This window comes from Arthrobacter globiformis (genome assembly GCF_030815865.1).
GTDB classification, from domain to species: Bacteria; Actinomycetota; Actinomycetes; order Actinomycetales; family Micrococcaceae; genus Arthrobacter; species Arthrobacter globiformis_B.
Map to the genome: position 1 here is coordinate 4,159,441 of NZ_JAUSXI010000001.1, position 14,903 is coordinate 4,174,343.

At 66.3% G+C, this 14,903-nt stretch carries 14 protein-coding genes and 2 tRNA genes; 5 read left to right on the forward strand and 11 right to left on the reverse strand.

What is annotated here, in order from left to right:
• Window positions 1–38: 38 nt before the first annotated feature.
• Genes QFZ33_RS19375 through QFZ33_RS19385 form a run of 3 tightly spaced genes read right to left on the reverse strand, consistent with a single transcriptional unit; the run spans window position 39 to window position 3,196 of the window.
• Window positions 39–935 (reverse strand): carbohydrate ABC transporter permease, encoded by an 897-nt coding sequence (locus QFZ33_RS19375; RefSeq protein WP_307030087.1) that lies wholly within the window; start codon window positions 933–935, stop codon window positions 39–41.
• Window positions 935–1,882, reverse strand: a complete 948-nt coding sequence (locus QFZ33_RS19380; RefSeq protein ID WP_307030089.1) for a carbohydrate ABC transporter permease — start codon at window positions 1,880–1,882, stop codon at window positions 935–937. The genes QFZ33_RS19375 and QFZ33_RS19380 overlap by 1 nt, the downstream gene beginning before the upstream one ends.
• A gap of 24 nt (window positions 1,883–1,906) precedes the next feature.
• The gene (locus QFZ33_RS19385) at window positions 1,907–3,196 is read right to left on the reverse strand and encodes an ABC transporter substrate-binding protein (protein WP_307030091.1); all 1,290 of its coding nucleotides are present in this window, start codon (window positions 3,194–3,196) and stop codon (window positions 1,907–1,909) included.
• Between the two features lie 229 nt (window positions 3,197–3,425).
• Between QFZ33_RS19385 and QFZ33_RS19390 the strand changes: the two genes are divergently transcribed.
• Window positions 3,426–4,628 (forward strand): ROK family protein, encoded by a 1,203-nt coding sequence (locus QFZ33_RS19390; RefSeq protein WP_307030093.1) that lies wholly within the window; start codon window positions 3,426–3,428, stop codon window positions 4,626–4,628.
• Between the two features lie 94 nt (window positions 4,629–4,722).
• Here QFZ33_RS19390 and QFZ33_RS19395 read toward each other — a convergent pair whose 3' ends face one another.
• From QFZ33_RS19395 to QFZ33_RS19405, 3 genes are all read right to left on the reverse strand, one after another.
• The gene (locus QFZ33_RS19395) at window positions 4,723–6,294 is read right to left on the reverse strand and encodes a Na+/H+ antiporter (RefSeq protein WP_307030095.1); all 1,572 of its coding nucleotides are present in this window, start codon (window positions 6,292–6,294) and stop codon (window positions 4,723–4,725) included.
• Window positions 6,295–6,516: 222 nt separating this feature from the next.
• Window positions 6,517–7,176, reverse strand: a complete 660-nt coding sequence (locus QFZ33_RS19400; RefSeq protein WP_307030097.1) for an SDR family oxidoreductase — start codon at window positions 7,174–7,176, stop codon at window positions 6,517–6,519.
• A gap of 69 nt (window positions 7,177–7,245) precedes the next feature.
• Window positions 7,246–7,818 carry a dihydrofolate reductase family protein gene (locus QFZ33_RS19405; RefSeq protein ID WP_307030099.1) on the reverse strand — a complete coding sequence of 191 codons (573 nt, stop codon included), beginning with the start codon at window positions 7,816–7,818 and terminating at the stop codon, window positions 7,246–7,248.
• 229 nt (window positions 7,819–8,047) lie between these two features.
• Between QFZ33_RS19405 and QFZ33_RS19410 the strand changes: the two genes are divergently transcribed.
• Window positions 8,048–8,791, forward strand: a complete 744-nt coding sequence (locus QFZ33_RS19410) for an HNH endonuclease family protein (protein WP_307030101.1) — start codon at window positions 8,048–8,050, stop codon at window positions 8,789–8,791.
• A gap of 256 nt (window positions 8,792–9,047) precedes the next feature.
• Here QFZ33_RS19410 and QFZ33_RS19415 read toward each other — a convergent pair.
• The 5 genes from QFZ33_RS19415 to mprA form a co-directional block, all read right to left on the reverse strand.
• Window positions 9,048–9,121: transfer RNA gene (locus QFZ33_RS19415), tRNA-Met, on the reverse strand.
• 61 nt (window positions 9,122–9,182) lie between these two features.
• Window positions 9,183–9,254, reverse strand: a tRNA-Thr gene (locus tag QFZ33_RS19420).
• Between the two features lie 247 nt (window positions 9,255–9,501).
• Window positions 9,502–11,640 (reverse strand): DEAD/DEAH box helicase, encoded by a 2,139-nt coding sequence (locus tag QFZ33_RS19425; RefSeq protein ID WP_307030103.1) that lies wholly within the window; start codon window positions 11,638–11,640, stop codon window positions 9,502–9,504.
• A 458-nt stretch (window positions 11,641–12,098) separates the two neighbouring features.
• Window positions 12,099–12,752, reverse strand: coding sequence for an MOSC domain-containing protein (locus QFZ33_RS19430; RefSeq protein WP_307030104.1), 654 nt, complete (start codon window positions 12,750–12,752; stop codon window positions 12,099–12,101).
• A gap of 73 nt (window positions 12,753–12,825) precedes the next feature.
• The gene (gene mprA, locus QFZ33_RS24035; protein WP_373427297.1) at window positions 12,826–12,930 is read right to left on the reverse strand and encodes an MprA protease, GlyGly-CTERM protein-sorting domain-containing form; all 105 of its coding nucleotides are present in this window, start codon (window positions 12,928–12,930) and stop codon (window positions 12,826–12,828) included.
• Window positions 12,931–12,964: 34 nt separating this feature from the next.
• Here mprA and QFZ33_RS24040 point away from each other — a divergent pair, with 34 nt between their 5' ends.
• From QFZ33_RS24040 to QFZ33_RS19440, 3 genes are read left to right on the forward strand one after another with little or no spacing between them, the layout of a single operon-like run.
• A complete protein-coding gene (locus tag QFZ33_RS24040) occupies window positions 12,965–13,087 on the forward strand; it encodes a hypothetical protein (RefSeq protein ID WP_373427298.1) in 123 nt (40 codons plus the stop codon).
• Window positions 13,074–13,679, forward strand: coding sequence for a Tat pathway signal protein (locus QFZ33_RS19435; protein WP_373427299.1), 606 nt, complete (start codon window positions 13,074–13,076; stop codon window positions 13,677–13,679). The genes QFZ33_RS24040 and QFZ33_RS19435 overlap by 14 nt, the downstream gene beginning before the upstream one ends.
• Before the next feature lie 2 nt (window positions 13,680–13,681).
• Complete coding sequence (locus QFZ33_RS19440; protein WP_307030106.1) at window positions 13,682–14,902, forward strand: glutathionylspermidine synthase family protein; 1,221 nt, start codon at window positions 13,682–13,684, stop codon at window positions 14,900–14,902.
• Window position 14,903: the final 1 nt, after the last annotated feature.

A 14,903-nucleotide genomic window follows, 5' to 3' on the forward strand; every position in this document is an offset into this window, starting at 1 on the left:
CTTGTGGTTGGGGTTGTTGCTGGACTGGTTTGATGGGTCTACTTGACGGCCCCGCGCATGACTCCGGACAGTACCCAACGCTGGGCCAGGATGTAAACCACCAATGTGGGGGCCATGGCCATCAGGTAGGACGCGAACGCGAGGCTGTAATTGGTGTTGAACTCTCCCTGGAAGAGCATCTGCACCACGGGAAGGGTCTGCAGGGCGGGGTCGGCGATCATCATCTGCGGCAGCAGGAAGTCGTTCCAAGAGCCGAGGAACGCGAAGATGCCCACGGTGGCGTTCATGGGGGCGAGCAGCGGGAAGATGATCTTGCGGAACACCTGCCAGGTGGTGGCACCGTCCATGCGGGCCGATTCCTCCAGCTCCGCCGGGATGGAGCGGACGAAGGCGATGTACAGCAGCGTGTTGAAGGAGATGCCGCCGAGCACGTGCAGGAACACGACGCCGCCCGGGTTGTCCAGGCCGAGGAGTGCCGTCTGCTTGATCAGCGGCAGGATGATCACCGGAAACGGAATGAACATGGCCGAGAGCAGGTACACGAAGGAACCCCGGAAGAAATTCCGGTTCCAGTTACGAGCAATGGCGTAGGCCACGAGGGAGCTGCAGACCAGGGATCCCAGGACGCTAAAGACCGTGACAAAGGCGGTGGACAGAAACGCCCGCGGGAAATTCGTTGCCACATAGGCGGCGGCGAAGTTCTCCCAGTTCATCGGGTTCGGCCAGGCCAAGCCTGTGCCCGTTCCGATCTGCTCCGGGGACTTCAGCGCCATGGCCACCGTGAAGTACAGCGGCAGCAGGACGGTCAGGGACGCCACCAGCATCAGCGCGGTAAGCCACCAGTTGATCTTGTAGCCTTCACGGCCGGACCTGCGGGACCTGCCGGCTGCCGGGGCCGTGCGGTTCACCGGCTTGGAGAGTGTGGATGCGGTCATTAGAGAGAAACCCCCCGGCGCTGGATTAGGCGCAGCTGGATAACGGAGATCAGCAAGGTGATCAGGAAGTAGATGACGGCGTTGGCCATCTGGTAGGAGTAGTCCCCGCCCGTGAAGCCGGAGAAGATGCGCATGGCCACCGACTGCGTCGCCATGCCGGGACCGCCGCCGGTGAGGCCCACGATGATTTCGTAGGTTCCCAGGAAACCCTTGAAACCGAGGATCACGTTGATGACGAGGTAGCCGAGGATGAGCGGCAGCGTGAGGCTCAGGAACTGCCGGAAGCTGCCGGCGCCGTCCAGGTCTGCGGCTTCATACACCTCGGAGGGCACGCTCTGCAGGCCCGCCAGGTAAATGATGGTGGCACCGGGGGCCGCCTGCCACACCGTGACCAGCACAATGGCGATCCAGGCGAGGTTCTCATTGGCCAGGATGCTCGTGGCCAGTGGTGTGTAACCGAGCCGCTCCATCAGCACCGGCAGGGTGTTGGAGAAAAGGTAGTTGAAGACGAAGGACACTACCAGGGCGGAGAGCACCATGGGAATGAAGAACACGGTGCGGATCCCAGTACGCCATTTGATCTTGGCGTTCAGGCCCAGCGCGATGGCCAGCGCCACGACGTTCACCACCACCGTGGTGGCCAGGGCGAAGACGAACGTGAAGATATAGGACTGCAGTACTGCCGGGTCTTTGAAGATGTTGACGTAGTTGGACAGTCCAATGAACTTCCAGTCACCGTAGCCGGCGTAGTTCGTGAGGCTGAAGAACACGCCCACGAGCGCCGGCAGGGTGATGAAAAAGGCGAACAGTGCCAGGACCGGCACCACCATCCAGTAGTACGTGGGGTCGATGCGGCCCTGGGCGCGGGCGGTGCTCAGTGGGGCCTTCGGGGGAACGGTCGACGCGGCGGCCGGGGTTGCCTGCGCCGTCTCTGCGGTTGTAGTCATTGGGGGCTCCTGGATTTTGGCGGGTCAGACCGCGGTGCGCTCGGCGACCCGGCGCCATTCGTCGTCGAGGGCGGAAAGGAACTGCTCGCCGTTCTTGCCGTACACAAAGGACTGGATGTAGTTGTACAGAGGTACCGACGGCGGGAAGTAGGTGGTGGCTCCCTGGTAGTACCGCCCCTCCCGCACAGAGGCGGCGAGGCCGGTGATCTGGGGATTTTCGACGGCGGGTGCGTTCTTGAGCGGCGAGAACGCCGCGTTCTTCTCGTTGTACGTGTTCACCACCGAGGGGTCCAGCAGGTAGCTGACGAACCGCCGCGCTGCCGCCATGTTCGGGGTGTTGCGCGTGATGCACAGGGCCATGTCCACGTTCACCCGAACCTTGGTGTCCGCGGGGTTGGTCGTGACGGGCAGCGGGAAGCTGCCGAGCCTGACGTTCTTGTTGGCGGCCACAAGCTGGGAAAGCGCCCACGGGCCCTGCAAGTACATCGCCGCTTGGCCCTTGGCGAACGCAGCATTGCCATCCGCATAGTTCTTGCTGGTGGCCCCCTTCTGCGAGAAGGAAGCCAGCTCCAGCATCTTGGGCAGGACCGGGCCGAAGTTGCTGGTGAACGACTCCGCGGCGTCCGCGCTGATGGCGGCGCCCTTGGCCGTGAGCCTGGCGAAGAAGTCCGCTATGTCCAGGCCGCCACCGGCCACGTAATCGAACATGCCCTGCCCGAGGGTCCAGTTGTCCTTGAACGTGCCGTAGATGGGGGTGATGCCTGCTGCCTTGAACTTCTCGCAGGCCGCGACGAACTCGTCCCACGTCGTGGGGACGGACACGCCCTGGGCTTCGAAGATGTCCCGGTGGTAGATGACCCCGGCAGCGGCCAGGGAGAACGGAAGGGCGCTGGTTTCGTGCCCGTTGTACTGTCCCCACGAGCTGACCAGGTCCTGGACCTTGGGGTCGATCGTGGCCGCGGCGGGCAGGTCGGAGAGGTCCGCGAACACGCCCTTGCGGACGAAGTCGGCGGTGGCCTGGGCGAAGCCGCGGGTCACGACGTCAGGCGGGTCGTTGCGGACCAGACCCGGAACGAAGTTGCCCTCGTTGAAGTCCTGGATGACGCGGATGTCCGGGTTGAGCGCCTCGAACTCCTTGATCACCTGGTTGAAGTAGGCCACCACCTCGGGCTTGTTCTGCATGAAGCGCAGGGTGGTGACGCCGTTCTGGCTGCTGGGCACAGAACCGCAGCCTGCCAGCGGAAGGACGGCGGCCGCGCCGGCGAGCCCGGCCGCCTTGAAGAGCGCGCGGCGGCTGAGCGGGGTTGCGCTCACAGTGCGGAGGCCGGTGCGGCGTGCTGGCAGGTGGCGCGCGGTTGCGGATTCCGGAATTGGGAGTACTTCAAAGGGCTGTTCACAGTTGCTCCTTTGCAAAAGGCTGAGGCAAAAGCTGGAAGGAAATCCACTGGGCCGGCGGCCGTCCGGCCCAGGTGGTCTATTTATATGGAGTCTAAATTTAGTTCCTCAAGTATTATGAGGGGCAGAGCACAAGGAGGTCAACACCATGTCCGAAATGACGGCGGCCACACCCCAGCTGCTGCGGCGCGTGAGCGCCGGGGCGGTTCTGGACTTCATGCGTGCCTCGGGGGCGGTGACAGTTACCGAGGTCATCCAGGCCACCGGACTGACCCGGGCCACGGCCATCTCTGTGTGCGAGGACCTCATGCAGCGGGGGTGGATCACCGAGCTGGAGAACCAGCGCGCCTTTGGCGGCTACCAGAAGGGGCGGCCTGCCCGGCGGTTCGAACTCAACGAGCGGGCAGGCTACGTCCTGGGAATGGACGTGGGTTTCTCGAAGGCGACGGTGGTGGTGTCCGATCTCCGCGGAAAGGCGCTGGGACGGGCCAGCCAGCCGTTTGAGATTGAGGACATTTCCGCCGAGGAACGGGTGGCGGTCATTGACCGGGCCGCCATGATGGCGCTGAACGGCGTCGGGGCCTCCCCCGACGCCGTGCTGGCCGTCAGTGCCGGCATCGCCGCCCCGGTGGACCGGAAAGGCAACGTCCTCGCATCCCAGCACTTCTGGGGGCTGTTCGACGTCGGCCTTGGGTCCGCGCTTCACAAACTCCGGGGATGGACGGTGCTGCTGGAGAACGACGCCAACCTGGCCGCCCTGGGCGACCGGTGGCGGGGCGCGGCGGCGGGTGTGGACGACGTCGTCGTGATCCTGGCGAGTGAGCGCTTCGGTTCCGGCGTTATCGAAGGCGGCCGCCTGCTCCATGGCAGCGGCGGCGGCGCGGGTGAACTCGCGTACCTGGACCTGGTGGAGGGCGTGGGCGACACGTTCGGCATAGCGACGCTGGCGCGGACCTGGGCCGCGGAGGCGCTGGAGAGCACCGCAGAGACGTCCCTCCGCGACCATGCGGCCACGGGGGCCGAGGCGGAGCACGTCTTTGCCGCGGCGGCTGACGGCGACTCGGAGGCTCTGAAAATCCTGGACCGGCTGGCCGACAGGATGGCCCGGGTAATCGGCTCGGTGGCCACCATGATCAACCCCGAACTCGTGGTGATCGGCGGGGCCGTGGCCAACTCTGCGGGGGTCCTGCTCGAGCCCATTGCCGCCCGGCTGCCGGAGTTCACGGCCACCCCGCCGCGGGTGGCGGTCTCGCCGCTGGGCGATGCAATCGTGACAGTGGGCGCGGTCCGGCGGGCCCTGGACTACGTGGAGACGAACACTCTGGACCTGGAGCTCAACCTCCCGGCGTAAACCAAGACAAGCGCGAACGTACACTTGGGGCCCCAAAGCCACGCACGTTGGGGGCCCCACTGTACGTTCGCGCTGTTCTACTCCGGCATGATCCCTACTCCGGCATAATCATGGTCCGCAGGTCGAGCTGGCGCAGCACCCTGTCAGCCACCTCGGGGTCCATGTCCGGCTCGCTACGGGCCGCAACCACTTCCTGCCGGGCGGCGTCCAGTGCGATGGTCTGGACCGTGATGGCCAGCTCCCTGCCCCGCTCACGCTTCTCGGCAAGGCTCTCGTTGCGGAGGCTGCCGTCCAGCAGTTCGGCATGGAGCCGGGTCATTTTCTCCTTCACCAGCGCCACCTTCTCCGGCGGCAGCTCTTTCATGAGCTCGTTGTCCTTCAGTGCGGCCACGGCGGCCGCCTGGGCACGACGGGCCAGGAGCCGGGCGGCGTCGCGCTCCTCCGTGCCGTCCTGGGACGCGTCCAGGACCTTCATTAGCCACGGCAGGGTCAGCCCCGGCAGCACAAGCGTGGCCAGCAGCACCGCACAGGCCGTGACGAGGATTTGGTCACGCGCCGGGAACGGCGTGCCGTCGGCGAGCGCAACCGGGAGGGCCAGCGCCAGGGCCAGGGTGGCCAGCCCGCGCATGCCGCACCAGGTTAGTATCAGGACCTCCTTCGCGGAGGTCGGCTGCAGCAGGTTCTTCCGTTTGCGGGCGGAGACGGCCAGCAGCCCCAGCCAGCCGAACCGCACTGCGAACACCAGGACGCAGACCACGACGGCGGTCCCAGCCATTCCGAAGATCGCGGAACCTTCCGCCCGGACCACATCCTGGATCTCGAGCCCCACGAGCCCGAAGGCAAGCCCCGTGACGAGCAGCTCCACCACGTCCCAGAAGGCCGTCCGGGTCACCCTCTCCGCGGCGTCCTGCGGGCGGGCGTGCCGCTGCATCTCCAGGGCGGTGACCACAACGGCGATGACGCCGGAGGCGTGGAATTCCTCCGCCAGGATGTAGGCGGCAAAGGGCACCACCAGGGTCACAGCACTGCGGGCTACCATCGAGGCAACGAGCCGCGTGATCAGCGACGTCAGCCAGCCCATGGCGATGCCGACCAAAACGGCAAGCGCAGCTCCCACGACGAACTTGAGGACGACGTCGGGCCCTATCCGTGTACCGCCGACGGCGGCGGCAACAGCTGCCTGGAAAATGACGATGGCGGCGGCGTCGTTGAAGAGCCCTTCGCTCTGCAGCACCGTGATCAGCCGCCGGGGCATGTGCACCCGGCCGGCAACGGACTCCACCGCGACAGGGTCAGGTGGGGCCACCATGGCTCCGAGCGCGATGGCGGCCGGGATGCCGATCCCCGGGATCATGAGCCAGGCGGCGCCGGCGACCACCGCGGTGGAGATGACCACCAGGGCCACGGCGAGCATGATGAGCGTGCGCCACCGGACCCGGAATACGGCCCAGGAGCTCCGCTGCGCCGTCGCGAACAGCAGAGGCGGGAGGAAGATCGGCAGGATCAGCTCGGGCGGGATCTCGATGTCCGGGAAGCCCGGGATGAAAGTCAGCGCCACGGCCAGGAGCAGCATCAGGACCGGATAGGGCAGCCGCAGCCGGTCCCCGAGGCCCACGGCCACCACGGTGGCGAGCAGGAGCCCGATGATGAGTGCCAACTGGTCCATGTGCCCACTTTCCCCGGAGTGCACCGCCCCTCGGACGGAAGGCGGCCGCACCTTCAACCCTACCGGGAACACTCCGGCCCAACGTCTGGCCAATTCTGCTGCGCCCGGAACGGCGCGAACGTACACTTGCGGCCCCCAGCCGACCCTCTCTGGGGGCCGCAACTGTACGTTCGCGGTGTGCCCTGGCGCTGGCCCGCGTCAGCTGCGCTGCTCCCTGCCGGGCTACTCCAGCGCGCCGAGCGCGGCCGCGACCGGCTCCGTGCCGTCGCGGAATTCGATGGTCCGGCCGGCGGTTCCCGGCAGGTCCAGCACCGAGGCTGCAACGATAGCGACGTTGGCGCGGGAGGTCTGCGTGCCGGCGCCGGCGTCTTCGGGGTTCACGTCGATCAGCCCGTTACCCGGCCCCTCGGTCAGGGAGCCCGGCCCCAGAATGGTCCAGGCGAGTTTGGTGCCGCGGAGGTACTCGTCGGCGTCGGCCTTGGCCTCGGCGTACGCGTGGAAGCTGTGCCCCTCGGGAACCCCGTGGTCCGGGCCAGCACCAAAGTAGGACACCATCACGTACCGCCCGACGCCGGCCTCTGCGGCCGCGTCCATGGAACGGATGGCGGCGTCCCGGTCCACGGCATACGTGCGGGCCGGGTTCCCTCCCCCGGCGCCGGCTGACCAGACCACGGCGTCGTGGTTCCGGAGCACGGCAGCGATTTCCGCCGTCGTTGAGTTTTCAACGTCAAGGACCGACGGCGATGCACCGGTGGCGGCGACGTCTGCCGCATGGTCCGGGTTGCGGATAAAGGACGTGACGCTGTGCCCCTGTTCCGTGAGGAGGGCGGACAGCTGCAGGGCCACCTTGCCGTGGCCGCCGATGATTGCGATATGGGTCATGTCCCCATTGTGTCCCAACCCTGTGTCACAGGCGCTGCACCCGCCGCAGGCCATCAGCCCGCCCGCGGGTCATTCCGTCCGGTCGGCGTAGCGGAGGAACACCGTGCCGTTGCCGAACCGCCGCTCCTCGAGCAGCTCAAGCCGTAGGCGGACGTCGTCCGGGAGGAAGCGCTTGCCGCCGCCCACTGCCACGGGCGAGAGGAACATCTGGAACTCGTCCACCAGCCCGGCCCGAATGGCCGCCGCGGCGAGCTCCGCGCCGCCCACTGCCAGGTCCCGGCTGGCGTCTGCCTTCAGCCGTCCGACGGCGTCGGCGCTGAACTCCGGCTCGATCCTGGTCCGGGCGGTGGTCACGTCCTGCAGGGTGCGGGAGAAAACCACCTTGTCCGCAGCCTTCCAGAGGTCGGCGAAGTCGCGGATGTAGGCGGGCAGGTCGGCGATCTCGCCGGAGTCCTCCGGATGCTCCCAGGCGGCCATCACCTCGTACATCCGGCGGCCCAGCAGGTGAGTTCCCGCCGGCCGCATCAGCGCGTTGACGAAGGAATGCACCTCGGCGTCCGGCTCGGCCCAGTCGAAGTTGCCGTCCCGGTCCGCGATGTACCCGTCGAGAGACATGAGTCCGGAGTAGATCAGTCTGGCCATGCCGGTTCCTGTCGTCCGCCTGCCTGCGTGTTTGCCTCCTGCAGCAGTCCGACCTTAGGTTCATGTCGCCCGAAAGACAACGGTTGCGCTGTTTCCGGCGGCAGTCGCAGCGTTCCCACAGGATTGCCTCAAGACCTGATCAAGGATCCGGTTCTCCCGTATTCAGGCTGCCATGCTGGTTGATGCATCAAGCAATTCATACCGTTCCAAGAATCATCATGGGGGAATCATGCCGCTCGGCACGTTCAATCACACAGGCCCGTTCAAACAGGCCCGACGCCGGGCGGTTGCCATCACGGCGTCCATCACGTCCGGCCTTTGGGTCTGGTCGCTGTCCGCTACCGCCGTGGCCGCCGGCCTGCTGCTCACCGGGCTGGCTATCCCCGCCGAGGCTGCCACGTACTATTCCGCGCCGCTGCGCACCGCCGCCCGTGCCCTCGCGGTGGGCGCGGAGAACAACGTCGGCTACGACCGGACCCGCTACTTCGGCACCTGGCTGGACACCAACCGTGACTGCCAGAACACCCGCGCGGAGGTCCTGCTGCAGGAGGCAAAAGTCGCCGCGACGTACACCACCACGCGCCACTGCACCGTGCGCAGTGCCCGCTGGGTCACCAGGTGGGACAACCGCACGCACACCGTGGCGTCGGCCGTGGAGATCGACCACACCGTTCCCGTTCACGAGGCGTGGGGCTCAGGTGCCCGCTACTGGTCGCAGGCGCGCCGGGTGGCGTTCTACAACGACCTCGGCGACGGACGGTCGCTGAACGCGCAGACGGCTGCGCTGAACTCCGCCAAGCAGGCGAAGGGGCCTGAAGCCTGGATGCCGCCAGCCAACCGCTGCGAGTACGTCGGCAACTGGATCGCGGTGAAGATCCGGTGGGGCCTGCGCGTGGACAGCGCCGAGAAGGCAGCCCTGATCCGCTACGCCGACTCCTGCCCGAACGTACGCATCAGCGTCACCAAGGCTTAGGCCTGCGCGGGAGCCCCGCACCGCCAAACTGAGCAGTTCAGAATGGCGGTGCGGGGCTTTTTTCGTGCTTTGGGCGTGGGGCCGGTCCAAGACGGGGCACTTCGACTCGGGACACCCCGGCCGCCGTCGTTATCTACGACGCCGGTTCCCCCAAACTGCCCCACGACGGCTCAGGGTGGGCGCCGGGCCCAAAACCAGAACATGCCCAAAAACAAAAGCAGGCCAGGGGCTGAATGCCTCTGGCCTGCAGTCTCTGTAGCGGTGGGGAGGCTCGATCTCCCGACCTCACGATTATGAGTCGTGCGCTCTAACCAACTGAGCTACACCGCCATGAATGAGAAAAACCCGCGCCAAGCCGGTCAAGACCGCCTTGACACAGGCCCTCATTCAGAGCCCCCCACCGGAATCGATCCGGTGACCTCGTTCTTACCAAGAACGCGCTCTACCACTGAGCTAGGGGGGCAACGAGTAAATACTCTACCGGAAGATTTCACACTCAACAAATCGGCGGCAGAACAGGGTCCGCAGGGCCGAAAATCCACGTAAATACCGGCCCGGAAGGGGCTGTGGGCGACCTCCGGGCACTCCTCCAGGACCGTTCAGGACGCGGATGTGACGAAGCAAACACAGCGGCGGACTTAAATAGAAACGGGCCGGCTGTTCAGCCGGCCCGTTTCTATTCGGATGCGTTGTTCACGCCGATGGCGTGGTTACCACTTGCCCTTGCGGTTGAAGTCGCGGTGACCACCCTCGTTGCCGTGGCGGGGCTTGCGTGCACCATCACCGTGGCCACCGAAGCGGGAATCGCTGGACTGGCCGCGGTTGGCACCGGAGTCACCGCTTACACTGCGCTCCGAACGGTCGCTGTAGGAGCGTCCACCACGGTCCGCGGAGGAACGCTCGCCGTCGTTCTTGCGGAATTCCCTCTTGAACCCGCCGTTGCCCTTGAAGTTGCCGCCACGGTCTCCGCCGCCGGAGTAACCGCCGCGGTCGCCGCCACGGTTGCCCTGGTAGCTGCCGCGGTCACCGGACGGCTTGCGGCCGTTGTCCAGCTCGAGGTGGATCAGCTCGCCGCCGATCCGCGTGCGGGACAGGGCCTTCAGCTGATCGGGGCTGAGGTCGGCCGGGAGCTCCACGAGCGAGTGGTCCGAGCGGATGTCAATGCCGCCGATCTGCGACGACGAAATGCCGCCTTCGTTGGCGATGGCGCCCACGATGGAACCCGGCATGACGCGCTGGCGGCGTCCGACGGCGATCCGGTACGTGGCGTTGCCCTCGGTCAGCGTGCGGGTCGGGCCGCGGGAGCCGAAGCCGTCCTTGGACCGTTCGCGCTTCTGGTACTCCGGAGCAGCAGGCAGTTCCTTGACCAGCAGCGGCTGGCCGCCCTGCGCCATGACCGCAAGTGCCGCAGCGATTTCTGCTGCCGGCACGTTGTGCTCTTCCTCGTAGGACGCGATCAGGTCACGGAATGCCGCCACGTCTTCGGACTCGAGCGTCTCGGTGATGCGCTCGGCGAACTTGCCCAGACGCAGCGTGTTGACGGTCTCAGCGGTGGGCAGGTGCATCTGCTCCACAGGCTGGCGCGTGGCCTTCTCAATGGAACGCAGCAGGTACTTCTCGCGCGGAGTCATGAACAGGATCGCGTCGCCGGATCGGCCGGCACGGCCGGTGCGGCCGATGCGGTGCACGTAAGACTCGGTGTCGTGCGGGATGTCGTAGTTGACCACGTGGCTGATGCGCTCGACGTCCAGGCCGCGGGCGGCGACATCGGTGGCAACCAGGATGTCGATGCGGCCTTCCTTGAGCGCTTCCACGGTGCGTTCGCGCTGCTGCTGCGGGATGTCGCCGTTGATGGCGGCAGCCTGGAAGCCGCGGGCGCGCAGCTTGTCGGCGAGGTCCTCGGTGGCCATCTTGGTGCGGACGAACGCGATGACGCCGTCAAACTCTTCGACCTCGAGGATGCGGGTCATGGCATCGAGCTTGTGCGGGCCCATGACCTGCAGGTAGCGCTGACGGGTGTTCGCGCCCGTGGTGGTCTTGGACTTCACCGAGATCTCGGCCGGGTTGTTCAGGTACTGCTTGGACATCCGGCGGATCTGGCTCGGCATGGTGGCGGAGAACAGTGCCACCTGGCGGTCCGACGGGGTCTGCTGGAAGATCTGCTCCACGTCTTCGGCGAAGCCCATGCGGAGCATTTCGTCGGCCTCGTCCAGCACCAGGTACTGGAGTTCGGACAGGTCCAGGGAGCCCTTGGCAATGTGGTCGATCACTCGGCCGGGAGTACCGACGACAACCTGTGCACCGCGGCGCAGGCCGGCGAGCTGGGGGCCGTAGGCGGAGCCGCCGTAGACGGGGAGGACCGTGAAGTCATCGATGTGTTTGGCGTACGAGGTGAAGGCCTCGGCAACCTGGAGCGCGAGCTCGCGGGTCGGGGCGAGTACCAGGGCCTGCGTCTTGCGGGACGGGCCGTTGAGGTCGTGGAGCTCGGCCAGGCGGGACAGTGCCGGTACTGCGAATGCTGCAGTCTTACCGGTGCCGGTCTGGGCGAGGCCCACGACGTCGCGGCCTTCAAGCAGCAGCGGGATGGTTGCTGCCTGGATCGGGGAAGGCTTTTCGTAGCCGACGTCCCGCAGGGCGGCCAGCACGCGGCCGTCGATGCCGAGATCGGCGAACTTCACGCCTTCTTCATCGTCCTCATCGGCCTTGGCAGCGGGGGCCTCAGCGGCAGGGGCTGCGGCCTCGACGGGCTCGGCTGCGGGGACAGCAGCCTCGGTGAATTCAACGTTGGCGGTTTCGGCGGTCGCCTCTGTGGCTTCGGTGATCTGGGCGTCGTCGTGATTTTCGGGCATAGGGAAATATTCCTCATCCATAGGGGGCCAGGCGGCACAACCCGAGGTGAGCGGAGCCGCAGTTCATGTGCCGTGGGCGCCGGGCATACATTGACCGGCCGGTCACGTAGAAGTCCGGCGCTTTCGCAATCCCGTGGCAGGACTTCACACTGCATCTCTTGGCTGCTATCCCAGCAGTCTGTACAGCGTTTTCTTCAGCCGGCTCTCCCTATGAAACTGCCCGCATCACATTTGCGGGCCCCAACACTTGCCAGTCCTGCCTCAAAAATTGGGCAGGAATAAGGGATTTCCGGAGTGGGGGATATTTCAAGTGTAGGGCATGACCCCGCATACGGACGAACCGAGGGGCCGGCAGGGGCGGTGAGCTTGCGCACACGCGGCGTTTCTGCACCGCTTTCGGCGGCAACCGTACCCCGCGCCCACGCCAGTTCAGAGGCACTTCGGGCCAGCCCTGCGTGCTAGCGGCCCACGCGGCGGAGCATCTTCTCGAACCGGTCGTGGTACTCGGGCTGCAGCCGGATTTCACCGTCGGCCTCGGCGTCGCGCAGGGCCTCGATGGCATCGACGTCGGGCTCGCTGAACCAGCGGCCGACGGTCACGCCATGCTTCGGAACGAAGAGACGGTGAACGTGGTCGCCTGCCTGCACAGAGCCGGTCTTGGTGACGCGCAGGTAGGCGCCCACCCGGCCTGCCTGCGTGAAGCGCTTGACCCACTGGGCCTCGTCCATGCGCCGCTGGAAGGTCGCGCATGGAACGCGCGGCGAGGTGACCTCAACTTCAACATCCAGCCCGATCCGCCAACGTTCACCGATGACGGCGCCCGTGGTTTCAATTCCCGCGACGCGCAGGTTCTCACCGAAGATCCCCGGCGGCAGCTCGCGCTGCAGCTCTCCTATCCAGTAGTCCGCGTCAGCCTGGGAATAGGCGTAGAGCGCCTGGTCCTCTCCCCCGTGGTCGATGCGGCTGGCCTGGATGTCACCGTGCAAACCAAGCTTGTGCACCTTCACCGGCCCGTCCACGGGCCGCTTGTCGATGGCGGTGACGCCCACGCTTCCCTCGTCCGGAAGGAGCTGGTGGACCCGGCAAACGGCAAGAAGAGTGGCTGTGTGCATGGCATTAGTCTAGGTTCTCGGGCTGACCAGCGCTTTTGGTGGTTCCAAGGGACCGCTGTGCGAGGAAATTTATTCACTGCAGCACCTTCCAGCCACTAGGCTTGCTGCAGTGTGAACCGGCTGGACGAACAGCCGGTTTCCGCCGGCCGTAGCCAAGCGTTCCGGCCGCCAACAGCACCCGCGTTCAGCAGCGTGGAGCAGCAGGGGGAACCATGGACCCGGAAAAGGACCCGAGCAAGGACGCTCACGGGGGCCGGAGCGACCACGTGTCCGGCGGGGACGGCCCGTCTGGCGGCACGGCCAAGGCCGCCGCCATGGCAGGTGCCAAAGCCTGAGCTCCACCCCGAGCTGCTGACCCCCGGCACGCCTGGACAGGAAGGCCCGGGACAGGAAAGCCCTGGAAAGCCAGGCACGGGCAAGGCCCGCAAGGGAACCGCGGGCGCACAAAAGCAGGGCGAAGGAAACCAGAAGCAAACCGGCTTCCCCCAGCCCAGCCCCGTCTTCGACCCGTTCGCCCGTGACCGCGAGCGCGACGCCGCGGCGCGGAAGAAGCGGTCCCAGCGCCGCACGGTGGTGGTGGGCCTCGGCGTCACGGCGCTCCTGGCCGGCACCATCACGGCGATCGTGGCCAGCAACGAGCAGGACCCCGACTACGCCCAGGTCTGCTTCAACGACGAAACGGGTGAGCGCGTCGAGGACACCCAGTGCAACAGCTCGGCCGGACGCGGCGGGGCCCTCTATGCCTGGTACTTCTATGCGCGCGGCGCCAGCGTCCCGGGCCTTGGCCAGAACAGGACGGCCTATCCCAACTTCACCAGGACGGTGCCGCAGGGGGCCAAGACGTCCACGGGCTACAGCAGCAAGGGCGGCACAGTCAGCCGGGGCGGCTTCGGCAGCAGCTCCAAGGGCGGAAGCACGGGAGGCTAGGAGTGAAGCGGTTACTTTCGGAGCCCCGGCCGGACTGGAAGCAGAAGATTGAAGAGCAGGGCCTGGTGTTTTCCACCACCACCCTGCCCGGCGGCAAGAAGATCGAGTACTGGAATGAGGCCGCCTACTACGAATTCACCATGGACGAGGTGGAGGCGCTCGAGGTCACAGCCGAGGACATGCACAGGATGTGCCTGGAAGCCGCAAAGTTCCTGGCCACGGGCGCCATGGGCCCGATCGGCATCGGTCCGCAGGCGCTGGAACTGGCCGCCGAGTCGCTGCAGGCCGGGGACGTGGACATCTACGGCCGCTTCGATTTCATCTATGACGGCCAGGGCGGCGCCGCCAAGATGCTCGAGTACAACGCGGACACTCCCACCGGCCTCATCGAGGCGGCCGTGGCACAGTGGTTCTGGCTGCAGGACGTCTTCCCGGAGAAGGACCAGTGGAACGGGATCCACGAGGCACTGATCCGGCAGTGGAAGAAGCTGCAGTACCGCACGGGGATGAGCACGCTGCACGTGGCCCACTCCGAGGCCGAAGAATCTGGCGAGGACTGGATGACGGCCGCCTACATGCGGGACGTCGCCGGCCAGGCCGGGTGGACCACCATCGGCATCAACATGTCGGACATCGGCTGGGACCCGAACCTCAAGCGCTTCGTGGACATGGACAACTTCATGATCAGCACGATCTTTAAGCTCTACCCCTGGGAGCTGATGATGAAGGAGCCCTTCGGCCACCGCCTGCTGCAGCGCTCGCACAATCCCCGCTGGGTGGAACCGGCCTGGAAAATGCTGCTGTCCAACAAAGCCCTCCTGGCCGCCCTCTGGCACCTCTACCCGGACCACCCGAATCTGCTGCCCGCGTACCTCAATGATCCGGGCCCGCTGCGGGAATGGGTGGCCAAGCCGCTGCACGGCCGCGAAGGCGACAACATCCGGATCCATGCGGAGGGCATCAGCCTGGAGAAGCCGGGCGGATACGGCCGCGAAGGCTGGTGCTACCAGCAGTACCACTCCCTCCCCGACTTCGACGGCAACCACCCGGTCCTGGGCCTGTGGGTGGTGGACGGTGAATCGGTGGGTTGCGGCATCCGCGAGTCCGACGGGCCGGTCACCGATTATTTCTGCCGCTTCGTCCCGAACACCATTGACGCGCCGGCGCCGCTGAGCGCCCAGGCGGCACAGGCCAACGCGAACAAGGCAGGTATTGCGCTATGAA